Origin of the sequence: Cribrihabitans neustonicus, assembly GCF_048820895.1 — a bacterium.
GTDB classification, from domain to species: domain Bacteria; phylum Pseudomonadota; class Alphaproteobacteria; order Rhodobacterales; family Rhodobacteraceae; genus Cribrihabitans_A; species Cribrihabitans_A neustonicus.
Window position 1 is genome coordinate 982,565 of record NZ_JBMERQ010000001.1, and the last position, 22,007, is coordinate 1,004,571.

Annotated in this window: 23 protein-coding genes; 5 read left to right on the top strand and 18 right to left on the bottom strand. The window is 66.0% G+C overall.

The features are described 5' to 3' along the window. Window positions 1–99: 99 nt before the first annotated feature. Window positions 100–1,458 (bottom strand): proline--tRNA ligase, encoded by a 1,359-nt coding sequence (gene proS / locus ACOHWE_RS04705; RefSeq protein ID WP_420664501.1) that lies wholly within the window; start codon window positions 1,456–1,458, stop codon window positions 100–102. A 284-nt stretch (window positions 1,459–1,742) separates the two neighbouring features. Between proS and ACOHWE_RS04710 the strand changes: the two genes are divergently transcribed. From ACOHWE_RS04710 to ACOHWE_RS04720, 3 genes are all read left to right on the top strand, one after another. Continuing rightward, window positions 1,743–2,810 (top strand): AI-2E family transporter, encoded by a 1,068-nt coding sequence (locus ACOHWE_RS04710; RefSeq protein ID WP_420664502.1) that lies wholly within the window; start codon window positions 1,743–1,745, stop codon window positions 2,808–2,810. Window positions 2,811–2,814: 4 nt separating this feature from the next. Continuing rightward, window positions 2,815–3,528, top strand: a complete 714-nt coding sequence (locus tag ACOHWE_RS04715; RefSeq protein WP_420664504.1) for an HdaA/DnaA family protein — start codon at window positions 2,815–2,817, stop codon at window positions 3,526–3,528. A gap of 139 nt (window positions 3,529–3,667) precedes the next feature. Beyond that, a complete protein-coding gene (locus ACOHWE_RS04720; protein ID WP_420664506.1) occupies window positions 3,668–5,320 on the top strand; it encodes a Ppx/GppA family phosphatase in 1,653 nt (550 codons plus the stop codon). On the opposite strand, the gene ACOHWE_RS04725 is transcribed toward ACOHWE_RS04720, so the two are convergent. The 8 genes from ACOHWE_RS04725 to ACOHWE_RS04760 all read right to left on the bottom strand — a co-directional run bounded on the left by ACOHWE_RS04725 (window position 5,317) and on the right by ACOHWE_RS04760 (window position 12,490). Further along, window positions 5,317–5,745 carry a hypothetical protein gene (locus tag ACOHWE_RS04725; protein ID WP_420664507.1) on the bottom strand — a complete coding sequence of 143 codons (429 nt, stop codon included), beginning with the start codon at window positions 5,743–5,745 and terminating at the stop codon, window positions 5,317–5,319. The genes ACOHWE_RS04720 and ACOHWE_RS04725 overlap by 4 nt on opposite strands. A 48-nt stretch (window positions 5,746–5,793) precedes the next feature. Continuing rightward, window positions 5,794–6,789 (bottom strand): endonuclease/exonuclease/phosphatase family protein, encoded by a 996-nt coding sequence (locus ACOHWE_RS04730; protein WP_420664509.1) that lies wholly within the window; start codon window positions 6,787–6,789, stop codon window positions 5,794–5,796. After that, entirely contained in the window at window positions 6,770–7,468 is a 699-nt protein-coding gene (locus ACOHWE_RS04735; protein ID WP_420664510.1) for a TerB family tellurite resistance protein, read from the bottom strand. Before ACOHWE_RS04735 ends, ACOHWE_RS04730 begins: the two co-directional genes overlap by 20 nt. Before the next feature lie 9 nt (window positions 7,469–7,477). Continuing rightward, complete coding sequence (locus ACOHWE_RS04740; protein WP_420664511.1) at window positions 7,478–8,002, bottom strand: GNAT family N-acetyltransferase; 525 nt, start codon at window positions 8,000–8,002, stop codon at window positions 7,478–7,480. Beyond that, the gene (locus tag ACOHWE_RS04745; RefSeq protein WP_420664512.1) at window positions 7,999–8,607 is read right to left on the bottom strand and encodes a VOC family protein; all 609 of its coding nucleotides are present in this window, start codon (window positions 8,605–8,607) and stop codon (window positions 7,999–8,001) included. The genes ACOHWE_RS04740 and ACOHWE_RS04745 overlap by 4 nt, the downstream gene beginning before the upstream one ends. A gap of 87 nt (window positions 8,608–8,694) precedes the next feature. Then, window positions 8,695–9,183, bottom strand: coding sequence for an MAPEG family protein (locus ACOHWE_RS04750; protein WP_420664514.1), 489 nt, complete (start codon window positions 9,181–9,183; stop codon window positions 8,695–8,697). A 282-nt stretch (window positions 9,184–9,465) separates the two neighbouring features. Beyond that, window positions 9,466–11,592 carry a methylmalonyl-CoA mutase gene (gene scpA, locus ACOHWE_RS04755; protein WP_420664515.1) on the bottom strand — a complete coding sequence of 709 codons (2,127 nt, stop codon included), beginning with the start codon at window positions 11,590–11,592 and terminating at the stop codon, window positions 9,466–9,468. Beyond that, window positions 11,558–12,490, bottom strand: a complete 933-nt coding sequence (locus ACOHWE_RS04760) for a hypothetical protein (RefSeq protein ID WP_420664517.1) — start codon at window positions 12,488–12,490, stop codon at window positions 11,558–11,560. The genes scpA and ACOHWE_RS04760 overlap by 35 nt, the downstream gene beginning before the upstream one ends. Before the next feature lie 177 nt (window positions 12,491–12,667). Between ACOHWE_RS04760 and ACOHWE_RS04765 the strand changes: the two genes are divergently transcribed. Next, a complete protein-coding gene (locus ACOHWE_RS04765) occupies window positions 12,668–13,102 on the top strand; it encodes a DUF4174 domain-containing protein (protein ID WP_420664518.1) in 435 nt (144 codons plus the stop codon). 112 nt (window positions 13,103–13,214) lie between these two features. Here ACOHWE_RS04765 and ACOHWE_RS04770 read toward each other — a convergent pair whose 3' ends face one another. From ACOHWE_RS04770 to ACOHWE_RS04780, 3 genes are all read right to left on the bottom strand, one after another. Next, window positions 13,215–13,718 (bottom strand): hypothetical protein, encoded by a 504-nt coding sequence (locus ACOHWE_RS04770; protein WP_420664520.1) that lies wholly within the window; start codon window positions 13,716–13,718, stop codon window positions 13,215–13,217. Window positions 13,719–13,880: 162 nt separating this feature from the next. Further along, window positions 13,881–15,926, bottom strand: coding sequence for an acetyl-CoA carboxylase biotin carboxylase subunit (locus ACOHWE_RS04775; protein WP_420664522.1), 2,046 nt, complete (start codon window positions 15,924–15,926; stop codon window positions 13,881–13,883). Window positions 15,927–16,057: 131 nt separating this feature from the next. Continuing rightward, complete coding sequence (locus tag ACOHWE_RS04780) at window positions 16,058–16,261, bottom strand: hypothetical protein (RefSeq protein ID WP_420664524.1); 204 nt, start codon at window positions 16,259–16,261, stop codon at window positions 16,058–16,060. A 650-nt stretch (window positions 16,262–16,911) separates the two neighbouring features. Here ACOHWE_RS04780 and ACOHWE_RS04785 point away from each other — a divergent pair. Continuing rightward, complete coding sequence (locus tag ACOHWE_RS04785) at window positions 16,912–18,069, top strand: DcaP family trimeric outer membrane transporter (RefSeq protein ID WP_420664526.1); 1,158 nt, start codon at window positions 16,912–16,914, stop codon at window positions 18,067–18,069. 95 nt (window positions 18,070–18,164) lie between these two features. Here ACOHWE_RS04785 and ACOHWE_RS04790 read toward each other — a convergent pair whose 3' ends face one another. The 6 genes from ACOHWE_RS04790 to ACOHWE_RS04815 form a co-directional block, all read right to left on the bottom strand. Then, the gene (locus ACOHWE_RS04790) at window positions 18,165–18,509 is read right to left on the bottom strand and encodes a hypothetical protein (protein ID WP_420664527.1); all 345 of its coding nucleotides are present in this window, start codon (window positions 18,507–18,509) and stop codon (window positions 18,165–18,167) included. 69 nt (window positions 18,510–18,578) lie between these two features. Beyond that, a complete protein-coding gene (locus tag ACOHWE_RS04795; RefSeq protein ID WP_420664528.1) occupies window positions 18,579–18,719 on the bottom strand; it encodes a hypothetical protein in 141 nt (46 codons plus the stop codon). A gap of 229 nt (window positions 18,720–18,948) precedes the next feature. Next, window positions 18,949–19,293 (bottom strand): DUF6497 family protein, encoded by a 345-nt coding sequence (locus tag ACOHWE_RS04800; protein WP_420664529.1) that lies wholly within the window; start codon window positions 19,291–19,293, stop codon window positions 18,949–18,951. Between the two features lie 283 nt (window positions 19,294–19,576). Then, the gene (locus ACOHWE_RS04805) at window positions 19,577–19,840 is read right to left on the bottom strand and encodes a DUF7218 family protein (protein WP_420664531.1); all 264 of its coding nucleotides are present in this window, start codon (window positions 19,838–19,840) and stop codon (window positions 19,577–19,579) included. Between the two features lie 81 nt (window positions 19,841–19,921). Continuing rightward, the gene (locus tag ACOHWE_RS04810; RefSeq protein ID WP_420664532.1) at window positions 19,922–20,389 is read right to left on the bottom strand and encodes a methyltransferase family protein; all 468 of its coding nucleotides are present in this window, start codon (window positions 20,387–20,389) and stop codon (window positions 19,922–19,924) included. A 7-nt stretch (window positions 20,390–20,396) separates the two neighbouring features. Continuing rightward, window positions 20,397–21,929 (bottom strand): acyl-CoA carboxylase subunit beta, encoded by a 1,533-nt coding sequence (locus ACOHWE_RS04815; protein ID WP_420664534.1) that lies wholly within the window; start codon window positions 21,927–21,929, stop codon window positions 20,397–20,399. Window positions 21,930–22,007: the final 78 nt, after the last annotated feature.

The window sequence follows — 22,007 nt, forward strand, 5'->3', positions numbered from 1 at the left end:
TCAAGAGTTTTCCTTTAAACTCCTGGCGGCGCCGCCCCAGCAGGGAAGAAAAAAGGGAGCCGCTTGGCTCCCTTTTTCTTCAGTGCCTTTCCCGGCACCTTAAAATCCGCGGCCGGTCATGTGGCCAGCGTAGATCTCCGCCACTTTCTTCACCGCCTCTTCCGGGCTCAGCTCCTCGCTTTCGCCGGCGCGGCGCGAGGTCAGTTCCACCACGCCGTTCTTCAGACCGCGCGGGCCGACGGTGATGCGCCACGGTAGGCCGATCAGATCCATGGTGGCGAACTTGCCGCCCGCGCGCTCGTTGCGGTCGTCGTAAAGCGGCTCCAGGCCCGCGGCCGTCAGCGCCGTGTAAATCTGGTTGCACGCGGCATCGGCTTGCTCGTCACCCTGTTTCAGATTCACGATGCCGCAGTGGAACGGAGTGACGCCCTCGGGCCAGATGATGCCCTTGTCGTCGTGGCTGGCCTCGATGATGGCGCCCAGCAGGCGGGAGACGCCAATGCCATGCGAGCCCATGTGCACCGGCACCGGCTTGCCGTCAGGCCCCTGCACGGTGGCGCCCATCGCCTCGGAATACTTGGTGCCGAAGTAGAAGATCTGCCCGACCTCGATACCGCGGGCAAAGCGGCGGCGCTCTTCCGGGACCTGCTCCATGAACACCGCTTCGTCGTGGGTCTCATCGGTGCGGGCGTATTTCGACGTGAACTCCTCCAAGACGCCCTGGCACTGATCCACGTTGTCGTAGTCGATGTCCCGGTCGCCAAAGCTGAGATCGGTCACTGCGGAATCGTAGAAAACTTCCGACTCGCCAGTCTCGGCCAGCACCAGGAACTCATGCGTGTAGTCGCCGCCGATCGGCCCGCCGTCGGCGCGCATCGGGATCGCCTGCAGACCCATCCGCTCATACGACCGCAGGTAGCTCACCAGGTGGCGGTTGTAGGCGTGCAGCGCGTCTTCCCGGGTGAGGTCGAAGTTGTAGCCGTCCTTCATGTAGAACTCGCGGCCGCGCATCACGCCGAAGCGCGGGCGGATTTCGTCGCGGAACTTCCACTGGATGTGGTAGAGCGTCAGCGGCAGGTCCTTGTAGCTGGAGACATGCGACCGGAAGATGTCGGTGATCAGCTCTTCGTTGGTGGGGCCGTAAAGCATGTCGCGGCCGTGGCGGTCCTGAATGCGCAGCATCTCCTGGCCGTAATCGTCGTAGCGCCCCGATTCCTTCCAGAGATCAGCCGATTGCAGCGTCGGCATCAGCATCGGAACATGGCCGGCGCGCATCTGTTCTTCATGCACGATGGTTTCAATCTTCTTCAGAACCTTGAAGCCGAGCGGCAGCCAGGAATAGATCCCGGCGGAGGCTTGCTTGATCATGCCGGCGCGCAGCATCAGCCGGTGGCTGACGATCTGGGCTTCGGAGGGCGTCTCTTTCAGAACAGGCAGAAAATAACGGGACAGGCGCATGTCGGTCTCATTCTCACGAAGGTTTCCCGTGCGGTCTAAGGCATCGCCGCCGCACAGGCAATCCGGCATTGCCGGCCGCGCGCGGGCTGTCGTGCCGGGAGCTGCCGCATAGCGGCCTGCCACGACGGCAGCCGGCTTTGCCACAGGCTATCCAGAGGGAATCCCGGTCTATCCCCGGCTTGCCCACAGGCGATTGGCCCCCGCCCCTTGCATGGCCCCCGGCCATGGGGGAAGACTGAAGCGCGGATGCAGACGGCATTACGGTAAAGGCAGGCGGTTCGGCGATGGCTCTTCCGGCACAGAAACAGATGATTTACTGGAGCGTCGCCGCGGCGGTTTTCGTGGTGGTGCTCTGGGCGCTTGGCAATGTGCTGCTGCCTTTTGTGCTGGCTGGCGCCATTGCTTATATGATTGACCCGGTGGCTGACCGGCTGGAGGCCTGGGGGATGAGCCGCGCGGGCGCTACCGCCACCATCACCGTGGGTGCGCTTCTGTTGTTTTTGGCGCTGGTGGTGCTGGTGGTGCCGACGCTGATCTACCAGATGATCGACCTGGCCGAGGTGCTGCCTGAACTTGTGCGCGACGCTCGAACCTTTGCAATCGAGCATTTTCCCTCCATCTTCGAGGAGGATACGCGGTTGCATCAGACGGTGACTTCGATGGCGGAGGCCCTGCAATCGCGCGCAGGCGCGCTGCTGCAATCTGTGGCGGGCTCCGCAGTATCGCTGCTGAATGTCGTGGTGCTTCTGGTGATCGTGCCGGTGGTGTCGGTCTACCTGCTGCTGGACTGGGACCGGATGGTGGCCCGGATCGACGCGCTGCTGCCGCGCGACCACCAGCCGGTGATCCGCCGTCTCGCCCGCGAGATCGACGAGGTGCTCGCCTCCTTCATCCGCGGTATGGGAACGGTCTGCCTGATCCTCGGCACCTATTACGCTGTGGCGCTGATGCTGGTGGGGCTGAACTTCGGCCTGGCGATCGGCTTCATCGCCGGTCTGGTCACCTTCATCCCCTATTTGGGCGCGGTGATAGGCGGCGCGCTGGCGATTGGGCTTGCGCTGTTCCAGTTCTGGGGCGACTGGCTTTCGATCGGGCTGGTTGCAGCGATTTTTGTCGCGGGCCAGGTGATCGAGGGCAATGTCCTCACCCCCAAGCTGGTGGGCGACTCGGTCGGGCTGCACCCGGTGTGGCTGCTGCTCGCGCTGTCGGTCTTCGGGGCGCTCTTCGGTTTTGTTGGCATGCTGGTGGCGGTGCCGGTGGCGGCCGCGTTCGGCGTCATCGCGCGCTTTCTGACCGAACAGTACCTCGACAGCCAGCTCTACCGCGGGAAGAGCTACGGGGACGCGGAATAAGACCATGGCACAGCAGTTGAGCTTCGATCTCCCGGCAAAACCGGCGCTGGGGCGGGATGACTTCTTTGTCGCGCCTTCCAACGCAATGGCGGTGGCGCTGCTGGACCCGGCCTTTGACTGGCCCAGCGGCAAGCTGGTGCTGACCGGGCCCAAGGGATCCGGCAAGACCCATCTGACCCATGTTTGGGCAAGCCAGTCGGGCGCCCGCATCGTCGATGCCGCCCGGCTGCGTCTGGAAACGGTGCCGGACCTCGCGCGCGGGCCGCTGGCGGTGGAGGATGTGCCGCAGATCGCCTGCGACGCGCGGCGGCAGAAGGCGCTGTTCCACTTGCACAACCTTGTTCTGGCAAACGGCCACCAGCTGGTGCTGACCGGACAGTCGGCACCCAACCTCTGGGGCCTGACGCTACCCGACCTGCAAAGCCGGGTGCAGGCCGCCACCCATGCCGAGCTGCAGCCGCCCGATGACCAGCTGCTCGCAGTGGTGCTGGCAAAGCTGTTCAACGACCGCCAGATCGCCCCGAAGCCCGAGGTGATTCCCTATCTGGTGGCGCATATGGACCGCTCCTTTGCCGCCGCCGCGCGCATCGTCGACCGGCTGGACCGGCTGTCGCTGGCAGAAAACCGCACCCTGTCGCGGCCGCTCGCGGTGCGGGTGATGACCGAGCGGCCCGACGTGAGAATTGTGCATGCGGCACCGGCGGCGGCAGCCGGTTGACCGCCCTGCCCCCTTCGCCCATCCTGCCCGCGGATTCTGCGGCGCAAATCCGCCCCGGATTGGCTTCGCTCAGCGGCCGCCACGGATACTGAACAGAAAGACCCGGGCGGCCTGCCCGAACCAAGAGGACGGAGCCGTCATGAACGTGACCCAGGACCCCGCCACCAGCGCCAGCACCGATTGGGGGCCCTTCGGCCGCCCCCTGTTCGACGATCCCGGCGCGCGCGCGCTGTCCCGGGTCGGTGTGGTGGATGTCGGCTCGAACTCGGTCCGGCTGGTAGTGTTTGACGGCGCCGCGCGCAGTCCCGCCTATTTCTACAACGAAAAGATCATGTGCGCTCTGGGCGCTGGCCTGTCGGACTCCGGCCGCCTCAACCCCGAGGGCCGGGCACGGGCACTGTCCGCGCTGCGCCGCTTCCAGGGCCTCGCCCGGGGCATGGATCTGCCGCCACTGTCGGCTGTTGCCACCGCCGCGGTGCGCGACGCCGAGGACGGGCCGGATTTCTGTGCCGAGGTGCTTCGCGAAACCGGGCTGAAGATTCACGTCATCGACGGGCGCGAGGAAGCCCGGCTGTCCGCACAGGGCGTGCTCCTGGGCTGGCCCGGTGCCTACGGGCTGATCTGCGATATCGGCGGCTCCTCCATGGAGCTGGCGGAGATCCACGACGGCAAGGTCGGCCGCCGGGTCACCTCCTCGCTCGGCCCCCTGAAGCTGCGTGACGTGAAGGGCGGCCGCCGCGGACGCAAGAAGCACATCTCCTCGGTGATGGAGGAGCTGAAAGCGGAAATGGGCACCCAGCGCGACCGGCTGTTCCTGGTCGGCGGCAGCTGGCGCGCCATCGCCCGGATCGACATGGCCCGGCGCGGCTACCCTCTGAAGGTGCTGCACGAATACCGCATGTCGGCCTCCGACGTGCGCGAGACCGCGCGTTACATCGAAGAGAAAGACCCTGCTAAGCTGCGCACCGAATGCGGTATCTCGAATACCCGCATGTCACTGGTACCTTACGCGATTGACGTGCTCACCAAGCTGATCAAGACCTTCAAACCCAAGGATATCGCGGTCTCCAGCTACGGCATCCGCGAGGGGCTGCTTTACGAGCAGATGCCGCAGCGCCTGCGCGAGCGCGACCCGCTGATCGAGGCATCCCGCTTTGCCGAGGCCAAGGACGCCCGCATCCCCGGTTTCGGCAAAACGCTCTATGATTTCGTGAGCCCGCTGTTCTCGACCGCCCGGCATGGCAAGAAGCGGCTGGTGAAGGCCGCCTGCCTGCTGCACGATGTGAGCTGGCGCGCCCATCCCGACTACCGCGCCGAGGTGTGTTTCGACAACGCGACGCGCGCGAACCTCGGGGGGCTGAAACACTCGGAACGCGTCTTCCTCGGGCTCGCCCTGCTGCACCGCTACAGCAACAAACGCCACGGCACGGCCTTCGAGCACCTCTACGGGCTCTTGAACGAGCGCGGCCAGGAGGAGGCGGAGATTCTCGGCAGGGCGATGCGCTTCGGCGCAATGCTGATGGTCAACGGCAAGGCCGACATCGGCCGGATGCGCTGGCAGCCCCGCAAGCGGCTCCTTCATGTGGAACTCCCCGCCTCGGCCCGGCCGCTGTACGGCGAAGTGGCGGAATCGCGGCTGCAGTCCCTGGTGAAGGCGCTGGAGGCTGAGGTGACGGTCACCTTCAAGGAAACCGAAGCCGCGCAACCCGGGGAGAGCCTGGATATCAACGGCGGGCAGGACGCTGGCACGCCCGGCCCTGCGGCCCAGGCGCGGGGCGCGGCCCGGGGCTAAATGTCGATTCCGCTGTCCGGCCCCAGCGGCACGCCCCCATCAGGCCCCGCACCCGGGCCTGTATCCGGCTCGGCTTCAGGCTTCGGAGCGTCGGGCTTGCGGCGGATGATGATATCCCCATTGGGCAGCTTTTCCGGCAGCTCGTAGACGCTCCAGTCCTCCACCTCGCGGGCGATTTCCGCCAGCGCGGGGCCCATTTCGCTGAGAAACGCGCCGAGCGTAGGGCCGACCTCCTGCATCAGTCCCTGAAATTCCTCCAGCGCCGGTGCCATCTCCTTGCGCAGGCCTTCCCAGAACATCTCTGCCCCGCGCTGCATCAGGCCGGAGCCGTTTCCGCCGCCATCGGGCGCCCCGCCAGTCTCCTGAGCAGAAAGCGGCGCGGCCAGGGCGGCCAGGATCACGGCGGGCAGGACAATCTGTTTCATGCGTCCAATATAGGCGGTCCGGCGGACAAGTTAAGAACCGGCGGAACGTTAGCGCAGTGCGATATCCAGCGTGACCGGGAAGTGATCCGAGGCATCGAGAAGCGCTTGGCGCAGATCCTCATCCGCGTAGCATTCTGCATCCTCGAACGGGTGCCAAATCCGCCAAACCGGCGAAAACCCCATGAGGCTGCGGGAAATCAGCACATAATCCAGCAGCGCGCAGAAGTAGCGCTGCGTCTCGGTATTGAAAAACCGCGACGTGGTCGGCAGCGATTGCGGGTGCGGCTGCAGCATAGTTTCCGCATGGGGGTCGGTCAGCAGATCGCCCATCACGATCTCCACCGTCGATTGACCGAACAGGCGCTCGTATTCATCAAGCCCCGGCCCGTCGTTGAGATCGCCAAGCACCACCACATGCTCCCCCGCGGCCACATGCTCCGCCACCCGCCGGTGCAGCCAGAGCGCCTGCGCCAGCTGCTTGCGGCGGCTGGAGATGGCGACGCGGGGGATCTCCGAGCCGCTGCGGGCGCTGTGCGGCGCCTTGGACTTCAGATGCGCACCGATCATCCGCAGGCGGGTGCCGCCCCGGGTAGTGACCGCAAGCTCCAGCGGCGGTTTGGAAAACCGCGTCTCGCCCGGCTGCGCGCCTGCGAAGGCTCCTGGCGCGAACACCCCGTCAAACCGCGGCACCGCGTCGCTGGCCCGGGCATCGTGCACCGCATCCAGCACGTCCGGATCGTAGATGAGAGTGATTTCCTGATGGGTGTCATTGGGAAAGCCGCTGACTGCCTCCCGCGCGCGCAGGCCGGCTTCGGCGGCAAAGGCTTCGAGCGCGCGTGTGCTGCGCTGGGTGCGGCCGGTGTTGGGCGCCTCGATCACCATGACCGCGTCCGCATCGAGCCTCTGCAGAACCTGCGCGATGGCGTGGCCCTGGGTGTAACGGTCCACACCGTGCCGGCGCGAGGGCTTCCCATCCAGGATCAGCCTGTCCTCCCGGTCGAAAAGCGCCGAGAACCACTCGATGTTATAGGTCGCCAGACGCATGGGCGCTGGTGCTGCTGATTTCTTCCCAGGCGCGGTTGATGTCGATCATCCGCTTTTCGGCCAGCCGTACTGCCTCCTTGGGGACCCCGCGGGCCAGCATCTGATCGGGATGGGTCTGGCGCACCAGGCGGCGCCAGTGCTTGCGGATTTCTTCCACTGGCATGTCAGGGGTGACGCCAAGCACGGTGTAGGGGTCTTTGGGCGCATCCGGCACGAACCGCGCCCGCAGGGCCTGAAACTGCTGCGGTGACTGGCCGAAGATCCGGCTTACTTCCTCCAGGAACTCGTTCTCGCCCGGGTGGTAAGCCCCGTCCGCCATGGCGATGTGAAAGAGCCCCTCCATCAGGTCGCAGAGCGTCTGCGGATCATCGGCGAACATGCGCTGGATGCGGGCGGCGTACTCCTGGTAGCCCGCCACATCAGTGCGCGCCATATCGAAGACCCTTGCCGCACCGGCTTCGTCCTCCCGGGCAATCTGGAACACCTCGCGGAAGGCCGCAACCTCGTCCCGGGTCACCAGGCCGTCCGCCTTGGCCATCTTGGCCCCGAGCGCAATCACCGCGATAGCAAAGCCAACCGACCGTTCCGGCGGCGCGCGCAGCCGGTCGAATACTTCGGCGAGGCTTTCGCCTTTGGCCAGCGCCGCCAGCGCGTCAGAAATGCGGGACCACAGGGACATAGCGCCAGATTAGGCGTCTTTGCCGCTGCTGTCAGGCCCGCTTTTTCGCGGTGCGGCGAGATTTTTCTGCATCAGCACAAGATCAAGCCACTGCCCATGCTTGTATCCCGCTTCCGGCAAGCGCCCGGCATCGGTGAAGCCAAGCGCGGCGTGGAACGCCTGCGCGCCGGGGTTGGCGCCGCTGATCCCCGCCACGAGCACCCGGATGCCCGAATCCGCGGCCGCCTGCTCCAGCCGCTGCATCAAGGCCCGGCCCAGTCCGCGCCCTTGGGCGCCAGCGGACAGGTAGATCGTCAGCTCCGCGGTATGCTTATAGCCCGGGCCGCTGCGGAAGGCGCCGAAGTAGGCAAGCCCTTCCACCGCGCCGCCGGCCTCTGCCACGAAGTAACGCCCTTTCCGCTCCGCAATCTCTGCCGCGATGGCCTCGGGCGGCTTTTCCACCGTGGTGAAGGTCACCAGCGTGTCGCGCACGATGCGGTTGTAGATGCGGGCGATGGCAACGGCGTCGCCGGGATCGGCCGGGCGCACCGTCATCCGAGCACCCGGGGCCCGTGCGGCGTGTCGAACTCCGCCGCAAGCGCGGGGGTGCCCGGCTCCACCACCACGCGCGGGTCATCGATGATCCGGTCCAACGCCTGCCGCAGCGCCCCGGCCTCGGGATGCGCCAGCACGAGGCGGCGCAGGCGGCAGCCGGACCGCGGGAGCTGCCCGGCGGGCGGCGGGCTCTGCCACTGCAGCACAGCGGGAAACAGGTTGGCGAAGGGCAGCAGCCCATCTTCCGGCACCGTCATCAGCCAGTTCAGACCGCCGCGCTGCATCTGCAGGCAGCGTTGCGCGTGCTCCGGCAGCAGATGCCGCTCCGCCGCCAGGTCCCCGCTGCGGATGATCCAGTTGCTCAGCCGCGGCGGGCCTTCAAAGCGGTCGAGGTTGAACCAGCGCGGCCGTTCCTCCGGCTGCTGTGACGGGTCGATGGCAATGGCCTCGAGGTAGAGCCCGTCTTCCAGCCCGGTCAGGCGGTTGCGGGTGCCAAACCGCGGATGGCTGCCGCCGGGGCCGAGCGTGATGCCCAAAGCTTCTTCCGCATGGGCCACGGCCTCCTCCAGCGTCCCGCCCGCCACGGCCAGATGATCAAGCCTCATTGCACGCCCCTTCCTTTTTGGGGCGAAGACTAACGGCAAAGCGCGGCGGCGCAAGACGGGAATGCAGGCGCCGCCGTCCGGGACGGGTTAGAACCACTGCACCGCCGCCCAGAGGGTGGCGATGACCGTCGGGTAGAATGTACCGGCGAAGCCGAGGGCCCTCAGCGGAGGAGACCGGTGATATCCGGCCCAGAACAGCACCCGCATGAGCGTGAACGACAGGCCAAGCGAAATCGCGACGGCTCCGCCGAGCGTCACGGCGGCAAAGGGCCATAACGCGAGAGCCAGGAGCAGCTGCTCCACCGTGTTGGTAAGAACCCGCTGATCGGTATCGGCGCGCGAGCCCGGCGGCGGAGCCGCGCCATCGATCAGTCTGTCATCGAAGAAACGCCGCTGGGCAAGGCGGCCAATCAGCAACGCGAGAAACACCCCCGGACCCAGCAAGGCGATAGGCAGGGCGGCCGGCGACGGAAGACAGGGCAGGCCCAGCCAAAGAGGCAGTCCGGTGACCGCAACGCCCCAGATCGCTCCCGCTCCCATTCCGGCGAGGATCTGCGCCCGTTCGTGTCCTGCCATGCTGGCTTTCTCCCGCCATAGTGCTGCGCCTGCCAAGGCTTAATACGAAGCGGCGGCGTTTCCAGGGGGCAAGCGTCAGCAAACCGCGGCAGCAGCCCCCCGCAGAGGGAGCCGGAGCGCTCCCGCCCGTCGCCGGGTGCGCCCATGCGCATCCGCTCCCGTTGGGCGGGGCCGCGCGCGCCTGCGGCGCGCGCGGCAGCAGCGGGCCCCTCAGGGGCCCGCTGCGCAGCCCAAGACCGCAGCGGGCGCGGGAGCCCCTGCCCTGCCCGCGGTTTGTTCTGCTTAGCTGCGGGCCTCGCGGATCAGCTTCAGGATGTCCTGCGCCGCCTCCGGGATGTTGGTGCCGGGACCGAAGATCGCCTTGACGCCCTTGGAGTAGAGGAACTCGTAATCCTGCTGCGGGATCACGCCACCGCAGATAACGATGATGTCACCTGCACCTTCCTTCTTCAGCGCCTCCACCAGCTGCGGCGCCAGCGTCTTGTGGCCTGCCGCCTGGCTGGAAATTCCGATCACATGCACGTCGTTGTCGATCGCGTCCTGCGCGGCTTCCTCGGGGGTCTGGAACAGCGGTCCCACGTCGACGTCGAAGCCGATGTCGGCGAAGGCGGTGGCGATCACCTTGGCGCCGCGGTCATGGCCGTCCTGGCCCATCTTGACCACCAGAAGCCGCGGGCGGCGGCCTTCCTCGGCGGCAAAGTCCTCGATCGACTTCTGGATCGCGGCAAAGCCCTCGTCGCCCTCGTAAGCCGCGCCGTAGACACCGGCCAGGGTTTTCACCTCGGCGCGGTGGCGGCCAAATTCCTTTTCCATCGCCATGCTGATTTCTCCGACTGAAGCACGGGCACGGGCCGCCTCTACCGCGGCCTCCAGCAGGTTGCCGCCTTCCTTGGCGCGGCGGGTAAGCTCATCGAGCGCGGCGGTGCAGGCCGCCTCGTCGCGGGTGCCGCGCATCTTCTGCAGGCGGGCGATCTGGGCGTCGCGCACCGCGTGGTTGTCGACGTCGAGGATGTCGATCGGGTCTTCCTTCTCCTTGCGGTACTTGTTGACGCCGACGACCACTTCCTCTCCGCGGTCGATCATCGCCTGGCGGCGGGCAGCGCTTTCTTCGATCCGGAGCTTGGGCATGCCGGACTCGACCGCCTTGGTCATGCCGCCCATCTCCTCGACCTCTTCCATCAGCGCCCAGGCCTTCTCGACCAGCTCGTTGGTGAGGCTTTCGACGTAGTAGGAGCCGGCCAGCGGGTCGACCACGTTAGTGACGCCGGTTTCCTCCTGCAGCACCAGCTGGGTGTTGCGGGCGATGCGGGCGGAGAAGTCGGTGGGCAGCGCGATGGCCTCGTCCAGCGCGTTGGTGTGCAGGGACTGGGTGCCGCCGAGCACCGCCGACATCGCCTCATAGGCAGTGCGGATCACGTTGTTGTAGGGGTCCTGCTCCTGAAGGCTGACGCCCGAGGTCTGGCAATGGGTGCGCAGCATCTTGGAGCGTTCGTTTTTGGCGCCGAATTCGGTCATCACCCGGTGCCACAAGGTGCGGGCGGCGCGCAGCTTGGCGATTTCCATGAAGAAGTTCATGCCGATCGCAAAGAAGAACGACAGGCGGCCGGCGAACTTGTCCACGTCCATGCCGGCCTCCAGCGCCGCACGCACGTATTCGCGCCCGTCGGCAATGGTATAGGCCAGCTCCTGCACCAGGTTCGCGCCCGCCTCCTGCATATGGTAGCCGGAAATCGAGATCGAGTTGAACTTCGGCATGTGGTCGGAGGTATAGCCGATGATGTCCGAGATGATCCGCATCGAAGGCTCAGGCGGATAGATGTAGGTGTTGCGGACCATGAACTCCTTGAGGATGTCGTTCTGGATCGTGCCCGCCAGGACCGACTTGTCGTGGCCCTGCTCTTCACCGGCGACGATGAAAGACGCCAGCACCGGGATCACCGCGCCGTTCATCGTCATCGAAACCGAGACCTTGTCGAGCGGGATGCCGTCGAAAAGGATCTTCATGTCCTCGACGGAGTCGATGGCAACGCCTGCCTTGCCGACATCGCCGACCACGCGCGGGTGGTCGCTGTCATAGCCGCGGTGGGTGGCCAGGTCGAAGGCGACCGAAACCCCCTGCTGGCCTGCAGCCAGGTTGCGGCGGTAGAAGGCGTTGGATTCTTCTGCCGTGGAGAAGCCCGCGTACTGGCGGATGGTCCAGGGCCGGCCGGCATACATCGTGGCCTTGACGCCGCGCGTGAATGGCGCAAACCCCGGCAGGGAGCCCATGTGGGGCAGGTCCCTGGTGTCGTCTTCGGTGTAGAGCGGCTTGACCTCGATACCTTCCAGTGTCTGCCAATTGAGATCCTCAACCGCCCGGCCGCGCAGCTCTTTCTCAGCCAGAGCCCGCCATTCGTCTTTGTTCGTCATCAGGTCTTCCTCTTGTCAGGTCTGTGCGGGGCGGGTTCTGGCCCGCCGCCTGTTTATCCGGATCCTGCACCAGCGTGGCGATGCCGTCGGCACCGGCCGCCAGCCATAGAATGTCATCCGCGTAGGCCTCGCGCAGCGCGGCAGCCTGGGCCTCGCTAAAGGGGCGCCAGCGGCCGCTGCCGTCGGGCAGGCGGGCGGCGGCGGCTGCGGGCAGGCTGGCGCGCATATCCTGCAGGCAAAGGCTTGCGTTAAGCCGCACCCGCGCGTGGGTGCGCGGCGCCGGGAGGCCGGTGAGCGCCGCCAGCTGCGCCTCCGGCCGGGGGCCGAATGTCTCAAACGGCAGCACATGCAGGCGCACCCCGGGCGTGGCGCAGGCAATGTCGGTGATCACGTCGCGCCAGCTGCGCTGCGCAGCTGCCAGCCGCGCCAGCTGCGCTGCAGGCGGCACCTTGTGGCCACGCGCCACCGCATAGGTGAGCGCGGAGGTCCAGTAGCTCTCCAGGCTGCGGATGTTGAGCGCCAGATCCGTCACCGCGCCGCCAAAAGCTTCGGTAAAGCGTGCCATGCGCTCCCCCGCGCCGCAATAGAGCGCGCCAAGGCGCAGGTTTTCCCGCAGGGTGCCGAGCATGTTCTCGTCGCTGATCAGCAGCTGCTGCAGCCCCTCGCTGCGGCAGGCTTCTAGGTGGAGCCGCAGCCGCCCGCCCGCGCGCCGCGCGAGGTTGCGCCCGGTTGCGGCCGCGGGCCCCGGCTGGATACCATGGAACAGCCCGTTCCGGGTACGCTGGGGCCCCCAGACGGCCAGCCCCTGCGGCGCCAGCACGGGCGCGTTTTGGCGCAGGTATTCCTGGAAGGAGGTGGTGGCGCAGCGGTGGGCGCCGGTGTGGAGGATGAGTTTCATCGTGCGACGGGGCCTCTGCTCGGGGGCCGCGGACCGCAGCCCGGTCAAGGGGAATGGCCGGATCATGGCAGGCAACCCCTCTCGAAGCCGTTAACGATGATATTTTTTGCGCTGGTCCCTGGTTTCACGGTCGCATTCGCCGCCGCTGCGCATATATTCAACGGGACAGGAGAAATCATGAGACCCATCCTAACCATTGTTTTGGCAGGCTTTCTTCCTTTGGCCGCCTGGGCCCAGGACGAAGGCGCGCCGGCGCTGGTGCAGCCGGGGCAGGACGCGGTGCTGGAGGATTTCCGCTGGAAGCACCGTCCCGTCGTAGTGTTTGCCGACAGCCCCGAGGACCCGCGCTTCCAGGAGCAGATGGAGCGGCTGACGCAGGGCGCGCAGATGCTTCTGGAGCGGGACGTGGTGGTGCTGACCGATACCGACCCTTCGGCGCGCTCGGCGCTGCGCACGAAATTGCGCCCGCGCGGTTTCATGCTGGTGCTTGTGGGCAAGGACGGCGGCGTGAAGCTGCGGAAACCGCACCCCTGGACGGTGCGCGAGATCACCCGCACCATCGACAAGTTCCCGGAGCGCTTGCGCGAGGTGGAAGAGCGGCGCGGCAGCTGAGCCACCTCTCGGTCCAAGCCGCCTGCGCGCGGCGCAAACGCGGGTCGGGAACTGCGTGAAGGCGCTGGCCGACGCCTTCCCGGCCGCCGCAGCACTTCCGTGAAACCGCAGCCTAGCCGTTGCTGCGCACGTAGATCAGCGCCATCGCCTGCCTGTCCAAGACCAGCATGGCCCGGGTCTCCGGCACAAACACCAGTTTTGACGCCGGATTGCGAATGGCCTGGTAGTAGATCGCCTTGACCAGATCGCTCATGCAGCTGAGACCCGCCAGCCCGGAGTTCAGCACCCCCAGCCCCTGCGGCAGGTCGCGCGACATGATCGCTTCCGTCAAGGCATTGGGGGACTTCCCGGCCACGGCAAACACCACCGGCCGGCCCTCCCCCAGCATCTTCATGCCGGTCTCCAGCGAGCGCGCGCGCTCCACCAGCGAGGTGATCCGCGGGCTTTCGCCGGTGTGGAAGACAGCGGCGGTGCAGCTCATCGAGGAACGGAAGAAATAGGTCTCCCCCAGTTCCACCCAACCCGCAAGCCGGGCGCGCAGCGCCGTCTCCTCGTCCAGCGCGCAGCCGGAAAGGGCGGCCAGGGCGGCCAGCAGGCAGAGCAGTGTGCGCAGCATACGGCACCTTCGAAACGTCAGACGCCGGAAGGTTGCCGGAAAATGCTGAAGATTCGGTGCACGGGGCAGGCCCTGCCGCGGCAGAGCCGCGCCGCAGGCCGGCACCGGCAGGCCGGGCCCAAAGCCCCGCTGCCCGCATGCCTATTCCCGCCCCGTGATGCATCACTCGAATTCCATGATCACATCGTCAACCGCGAGGCTGTCGCCGGGTCCTGCGTTTATCTTGGCGACCACCCCCTGCCGTTCGGCGCGCAGGATGTTTTCCATCTTCATCGCCTCGACGGTGCAGAGCGCCTGGCCCTCCTGGACCTCCTGTCCCACTTCGACGTCGACCTTCACGATCAGGCCGGGCATCGGGCAGAGCAGCATCTTGGAGGTGTCAGGCGCCTGTTTCTCCGGCATCAGCGCCGCGAGTTCAGCCTGGCGCGGGGTGCGCACGTGGACCTTCATATCGGCCCCGCGGGAGCGGATGCGGAAGCCCTGGGTGATCTTGCCGGTCTTCAGCACCAGCGTTTCCCCGTCGACATCGAGCGTCGCCAGCTGATCGCCCGGGGTCCACTCCGAGGTCACGCGAAGCTCGGCCCCGTCCTCGAACTTGACCGTGGCGCCATCCCGGTCTGCCGCGATCACCACGTTGTAGGACTGGTCCTGCAGCGACACCACCCAATCGGTGCCCACCTTGCGCTCGTGGTTATCCATCCGGCCGGACACGCGCGTGCGGCGGATTTCGGCAACCCGGTGCATCGCCGCGCAGGAAGCCGCGATCTTGCGCAGATCATCCTCCGGGAGGGTGGCGCCGTTGAAGCCGTCCGGGAATTCCTCGGCGATAAAGGCAGTGGTCATGTCGCCCGAGACAAATTTCGGATGATCCATCACCGCCGACAGGAACGGCAGGTTGTGGCCGATGCCCTCGACCTCGAAACTGTCGAGCGCGATGCGCATCGCCTCGATCGCCTCCTCCCGGGTCGGCGCCCAGGTGCAGAGCTTGGCGATCATCGGGTCATAGTACATCGAGATCTCGCCGCCCTCGAAGACGCCGGTGTCGTTGCGCACGGCGACATTGCCCGCAGGCGCGTCCCCCTGCCACTTGCCGTTTTCCAGCATCGGGCCGGCCGCGGTTTCCTGCGGCGGGCGGTAGCGGGTCAGGCGGCCGATGGAGGGCAGGAAGTTGCGGTAGGGATCTTCGGCATATAGGCGGTTCTCGATCGCCCAGCCGGTGAGCTTCACGTCCTCCTGGCGCAGCGGCAGCTCGCCGCCATCGGCGACACGGATCATCTGCTCCACCAGGTCAACGCCGGTGATCAGTTCGGTCACCGGGTGTTCCACCTGCAGGCGGGTGTTCATCTCCAGGAAGTAGAAGTTCTTCTCCCCATCGACGATGAACTCCACGGTGCCCGCGCTTGTATAACCCACGGCCTTGGCCAGTGCGACGGCCTGTTCGCCCATGGCGCGGCGGGTTTCTTCGTCGAGGAAGGGCGACGGCGCCTCTTCCACCACTTTCTGGTTGCGGCGCTGGATCGAGCATTCGCGCTCGCCCAGGTAGATGCCGTTGCCATGCTTGTCGCAGAGCACCTGGATCTCGATGTGGCGCGGCTGGGTGACGAATTTCTCGATGAAGATCCGGTCGTCGCCAAAGGAGTTCGCCGCCTCGTTCTTGGAGGACTGGAACCCTTCGCGGGCCTCTTCGTCGTTCCAAGCGATGCGCATGCCCTTGCCGCCGCCGCCGGCGGAAGCCTTGATCATCACCGGGTAGCCGATCTCGTTGGAGATCTTCACCGCCTCGTCAGCGTCGGCAATCAGTCCCATGTAGCCGGGCACGGTGGAGACGCCTGCCTCCTGAGCGATCTTCTTGGAGGTGATCTTGTCGCCCATCGCCTCGATTGCGCCCTTCGGGGGGCCGACAAAGGCGACGCCCTCAGCTTCGAGCGCCTCAGCGAATTTGGAGTTCTCGGACAGGAAACCATAGCCCGGGTGCACCGCCTGCGCGCCGGTTGCGCGGATAGCCTCCATCACCTTGTCGATCACAATGTAGGACTGGTTGGCGGGCGGCGGGCCGATGTGAACGGCCTCATCCGCCATCTTCACATGCAGCGCGTGCCTGTCGGCGTCGGAGTAGATGGCCACGGTCTTGATGCCCATCTTGCGCGCTGTCTTGATGACGCGGCAGGCGATCTCTCCCCGGTTGGCGATCAGGATCTTTTCAAACATAGGCAGTCCCTTGTTTCTTGGTGTTCCGGAACGCAGAACGCCGCCCCCGGAGGCTTTCCGGGCGCGGCGTTTGCGGTGATGTATATGCGGCCGGCAGCGGCCGGCGGGTCAGCGGACGGGAAGCAGGTGCCTCAGCAGCGGTGCGGGTTTTCCTGGCAATAGACGAGGTTTGCGGCTGCGCCGACCGCGGCACCGGTGACCAGGTTGGCGTTGAGCAGCGCCGAACCCGCCGCGCCGGCGCCAGCCCCATAGATGAGCCGCTCGCCCGTGGTGTCGCCACAGGCGGATAGAAGAGCACAGAGCGCCGCTGCCGCGTAAAGAGGTTTTGCCCGCATTCTTGAGATCCTTCTTCGGGGGACATATTATTCCCGCGGGATTTTGCAAGCGGTGCAGGGACTTGCAAGCTACAGCTCAGGCGGGCAGCCGGATCGGCGGAGGCTTGCCACATCCGGGGGGGGATGTGGCAAGCGGTTGCCGCTGCATCAAGGGGGGAAAACGCGGGCAGGCCACAGTTGGGGGCACAGGCCTGCCCGGTCAGGCGTCTGGGCCGGAACAGATGCTCGGCACAGCAGCAAGGTTGCGCTGCTGTGTTCACGATGCCTTTACGGAACGCACCTGTATGCACCGGAGTCCCGCCCCCCCGGATTTTGGCAGGTTCCCGCCCAATATTTGCGATGCCGTGCAGGATCACGCCGACCCGAGTCGCCCCGCTGGGGTTGCGCAGACCGTGGAGCTTTGTAACTTCCTCGTGACAGCTTGCCCGCCCGCCGGGTGATCGGCGTGATCCCGGGCAGCCTCGGTGTGACAAGCTTGCGAGCGCCAGCAAGGGTTTGGGTCGCGGCCTTACGCCGCCGTGCACGGACCGTGAAAATTCGTCACTTCCGCGCGACCGGATTTTCACGGATGATCGCATTGTTGTGACTTCCCCGCTTCTGCGGCGTGTAGCAGCCTCTTTCTTCGGGAGAGAGAGAGGAGGGAATTTCTCATGACACCGCTGGACAGGGGACAGTTGATTTATGGGGCGGCCACGCTTGCGACCGGGGCACTGCTGGCCGGCGCAGCCGCCGCGCAGAGCGATCAGCGCGCTGAGCTTGACGCGTTGCGCGCCCGCATCGAAGCGCTGGAGGCGGCTGCGGCCTCGTCCGCGGGGCCCGGCGATTTCCGGCTCGGCGGCACCACAATCGACATCTACGGCTATGTGAAGGCCGATTTCTTTTACGACTTCGATTTCGATCAGGGCGACAGCGCCTTCGTCAACGTGATCGGCGAGCCCGCCAGCGCCACGAACGGCCGTTTTGACGGTACCATCCGCCAATCGCGCCTGGGCCTCCGCACAAGTACGCAAAGCGCTATCGGCGAAATCCGCGGCCAGCTGGAACTGGATCTGTTCGGAGGCTCGAGCAGCACGCCGGAACTGCGGGTGCGCCACGCCAACGTGGAAATCGGGGAAAACTGGCTGGTCGGCCAAACCTGGACCAACTTCATGCCGATCAACGAATACCCAACCTCGGTTGAGTTCAACGGCCCGGTCGGCATTGCTTTCGCGCGGAAACCGCAGGTGCGCTACAGCAACAGCTTCGACAACGGGTTTGCCTTCAGCGTGTCGGTCGAGGAGAGCGCCGTGCCCTCCAGCGACCCGATCGTGACCGCTGCCGCACAGTTCAGCAACGACCAGTACACGGCGCGGATTGCCGGGCTCTACGGCACCGCCGAAAGCGGCAGCGTGGAGGTTGACCAGACCGGGATCACCCTCTCCGGCGCTGTGCGGCCATGGAGCGGCGGGCTGTTCCAAGTCACCTATGTCACCGGCGAGGCCATCGGCCCGCTGATGATCGGCCTCGCGGACGCCATCGTGGGCGGCCAGGCCAACGATGTTGATGGCTACACGGTGGAGTTCCGCCAGGACGTGGGAGCGGGCTGGAATCTCGGGATTGCCTACGGCAGGGAGGAATACGACCTGCCGACCTCGACCGGGACCCTGTCCTTTACCGAGCTGGAGACCATCCACGTCAACGCCTTCTATGATCTGACCGACAATCTGACCTTGGGGGCGGAGTACATCTTTGGCGAGCGCAACGATGCTGCCACCGGCCGCAGCTTCGACGGCGACCGGGTACAGGTGGCGTTGCAGCTCAACTTCTGAGCCGGGCCGCCGGCCAGGGGCCACAGGGCGCCAGGGCGCGCCGTGCAGAGATGCCTGCGCGGCCGCCGCCGGAATATGCGCCCAAGGCCCAGCCATCAGCCAAAAGCCTCCGGGAAAGACGCACGCGCGGCGCTTTCGTCGATGACCAGCAGCGCCTCGTAGCTTTCCGGGTCAAACGGGTCTTCGGCGGGCAGCACCTCGCGGCCGAACAGCCAGCTGAGGCGGCCTGCATCGAGATTGCCGCGCTCGAAAGGCTGGTCGCCGAACTGCTCCCACAGCGCCTGCATGAACAGGGCATCGGCGCGCCGGTCCACCGCCTTGCGGTCGCGGTAGCGCTCGCGCCGGGTCAGCGGCGTCACCCCCTTGGGGTTCGGGCGGCGGATGGTGAATTGGTAATCTGTCCCCGGCATGCGGCCGGGGAACCCGCGGTGTTTCAGCATCTGGGTGCCTCCAGTCCGGCACCCCGCGGGGCGGCGGGGGCCGGCCGCAGGGCCGGACCCCTGTAGTGTTTACTTGTACTTGCCGGTGAAGACCGGTTCCTGCGAGACCGGCTCGGGCTCGACAACGACGAATTCTTCTTCCTGCTGGGCGCAGGCGGCAACAGCGGCCAGCAGGCCGGCCATGGCGATGAGCTTGATGCTTTTGGACATTCCTGTCTCCTGAATTTGATTGTGAAACCTGCAAGGGACTGGCCCCTCACGTGCCTCAGCCTCATGGTGAAGACGGCGCAAACGCCGTCCGCAGCAAGAATACCGGGGAAAACGGGTAATGCACATGATAATTGCGCCAATTGGCCGCGATGTGACTGCGAAGACGCAAGAAACCGCGCACGCCGCACTGCAGCAACGGGACGACCGGAGGAAAAAATCTGCGGCGTCATCACAGGCCCTCCCACACGCACTCGGCGCCATCGGGGCGGTAGGTTTCAAAAAACTGAGTGGCGGCGCTGTCGCGGCTGCCGAAGGGCAGCGCCCGGTCCGCAAGCGAAATCACCACCCGTGCCGCGGTGAGACCGTTCGCGCGCAGATAAGGCAGAGCAAGCGCGCGGCAGAGGTGATCCATGTCCGGCGCGGCTTCCTCATGGCCAAGGCTGCCGCCCTCGCGTGCAATCGCCGGGGCAATGAAGCGGAAGCGGGCCCAGACCTCGCCCGGCGCGTCGTCCAGCAGAACTTCCGAAAGCGTCACCACCTGCCCCGAAGGCACCGCAGACAGGGGCTGACCCACCTCCGAGGCGGCAGCGGCGGGATGAATTGCTGCCAGACAGGCAGCCAGAGCAGACAGGAAAGCGTGGGAAATAGACGGATATCCGCAGCCCCAGCCCCCGCCGAGGCGGGCTCCTCCGGCCGGGGCTGCTGGCGCTGCGCACCTGGCGCGCGCTGACCATATCCGGCTGCGGCGGATCATGGGGCCGATTCGCCCAACAAGTCAAACATTGATTCGATTGCAGGCAGAGACGCCTGCAGGCGCCCGAATTCCGGGCAGGCAGAAGCCCCCTGCCCGGCCGCGCTCAGCTGTTCCTGAGCGCCTCGATCAGCTCGTCCTTGTTCATGTCCGAGCGCCCCTCGATCTCCAGCTCCTGGGCGCGCGCGTACAATTCGTCCTTGGTCCATTCCTCGTAGGGCGGCTGCTTGCCGCCCTTTTTCGAGGGAGACTGGCTGCTGCTGGCCTGGGCATTGGCGATCCGGGCGGCCTTCTGCTTGGACGCACCGTCCTCGCGCAGGCTTTCGTAGGTCTCGTCGTCCTTGATCGACGGTCCGTGGTCCTTGGTCATAGCGTCCTCCTTTTCTGGAGAACAACCGGCCCAGCGTCCTGGTTCCCGCCCGATCCGGAAGATGCGGCCTGTCCGCCTGTGTCATAGCCACCTCCGCGTCTTTGCGAGATAATCCCGGTAGGCCTGACCGAAGCGGCTGGTGAGATAGGCCTCCTCGCGCAGCACCACGCCGAAATGCAAAAAGGCCCAGACTCCGAGCGCGCCCGGAAGCGCCCAATCGAGGGAAAAGGTCAGCGCCAGCCCGATCTGAAACAGTACCATCCCCAGATACATCGGATTCCGGGAGACCCGGAAAGGACCGCCGCGCACCAGAGCGAGCGCCGGCCGGCGCGGATCCACGTTGGTTTCAGCCGCTTGGAAAGCGCGCACTCCGGACCAGGCCAGCAGCCCCGCCCCGCCCAGCACGGCGATGCCCGGCAACAGGATTGCCGGGCTGCCCGCCGCGGGCAGGAGGCCCAGCGGCACCGCCCACTCCAGCGCCACTGCCAGAAGAGGCGCAGCCACCGACACGGCCGGCGGGTAGACAGCTATGTTCGGCGCGCGTTCCATCAGCCTCTCACAGCGGAATGTTGTCGTGCTTCTTCCACGGGTTCTTCAGCTTCTTGTTGCGCAACGAAGCAAAAGCCCGGCTGACCCGTTTGCGGGTGGAATGCGGCATGATCACCTCGTCGATGAAGCCGCGCTCGGCCGCGACGAAGGGATTGGCGAAGCGGTCTTCGTATTCCTTGGTCTTGGCCGCGATCTTCTCGGGATCGTTCAGATCGGCGCGGTGGATGATCTCGGTCGCGCCCTTGGCGCCCATCACCGCGATCTCGGCGGTGGGCCAGGCGTAGTTGAAATCGCCGCGCAGGTGCTTGGAGGCCATCACGTCATAGGCGCCGCCATAGGCCTTGCGGGTGATCACGGTGACCTTCGGCACGGTGGCTTCGCCATAGGCAAACAGCAGCTTGGCGCCGTGCTTGATGACGCCGCCGTATTCCTGGGAGGTGCCCGGCAGGAAGCCCGGCACGTCGACGAAGGTCAGGATCGGGATCTCGAAACAGTCGCAGAAGCGCACGAAACGCGCGGCCTTGCGCGAGGAGTCGATGTCCAGGCAGCCCGCCAGTACCATCGGCTGGTTGGCGACAACGCCCACGGTCTGGCCTTCGAGACGGATGAAGCCGGTGATGATGTTCTTCGCGAAATCCTCCTGGATCTCGTAGAAATCACCCTCGTCCGCCACCTTGGTGATGAGTTCCTTCATGTCGTAGGGCGTGTTCGGGTTTTCCGGGATCAGCGTGTCGAGGCTGTCCTCCAGGCGGCCCGGCTCGTCAAAGAAGGGGCGCACCGGCGGCTTTTCGCGGTTGTTGAGCGGCAGGAAGTCGACCAGGCGGCGGACTTCGGCCAGCGCTTCGACGTCGTTTTCAAAGGCGCCGTCGGCAACGGAGGATTTCTTGGTGTGGGTGGAGGCACCGCCGAGTTCCTCGGCCGTCACCACCTCGTTGGTCACCGTCTTCACCACGTCGGGGCCGGTCACGAACATGTAGGAGGTGTCCTTCACCATGAAGATGAAGTCGGTCATCGCGGGGGAATAGACCGCGCCGCCCGCACAGGGCCCCATAATCACCGAGATCTGCGGCACCACGCCGGAGGCCATGATGTTGCGCTGGAACACCTCGGCATAGCCTGCAAGCGAAGCAACGCCTTCCTGGATGCGCGCGCCGCCGGAATCATTGATGCCGATCACCGGCGCGCCGTTCTGCACCGCCATGTCCATGATCTTGCAGATCTTCTGGGCGTGGGTTTCGCTGAGCGAGCCGCCGAAGACGGTGAAGTCCTGGGAGAACACATAGACCATGCGGCCGTTGATGGTGCCCCAGCCGGTCACCACGCCATCGCCCGCGGGGCGCTGCTCCTGCATCGAGAAATCGGTGCAGCGGTGGGAGACGAACATGTCGAACTCCTCGAAGCTGCCCTCGTCCAGCAGAAGCTCGATCCGTTCGCGCGCTGTCAGCTTGCCGCGCCCGTGCTGCGCGTCGATGCGGCGCTGTCCGCCGCCCAGCCGCGCGTCCTGGCGGCGTTCCTCCAGCTCGGAAAGGATATCTTTCATGGCACATGTCCCCTGTAGATTTCGGGGCGACCATATCTTGCGGGTGCAGAAAGCCAAAGGCAATATTCGCAAATTTGC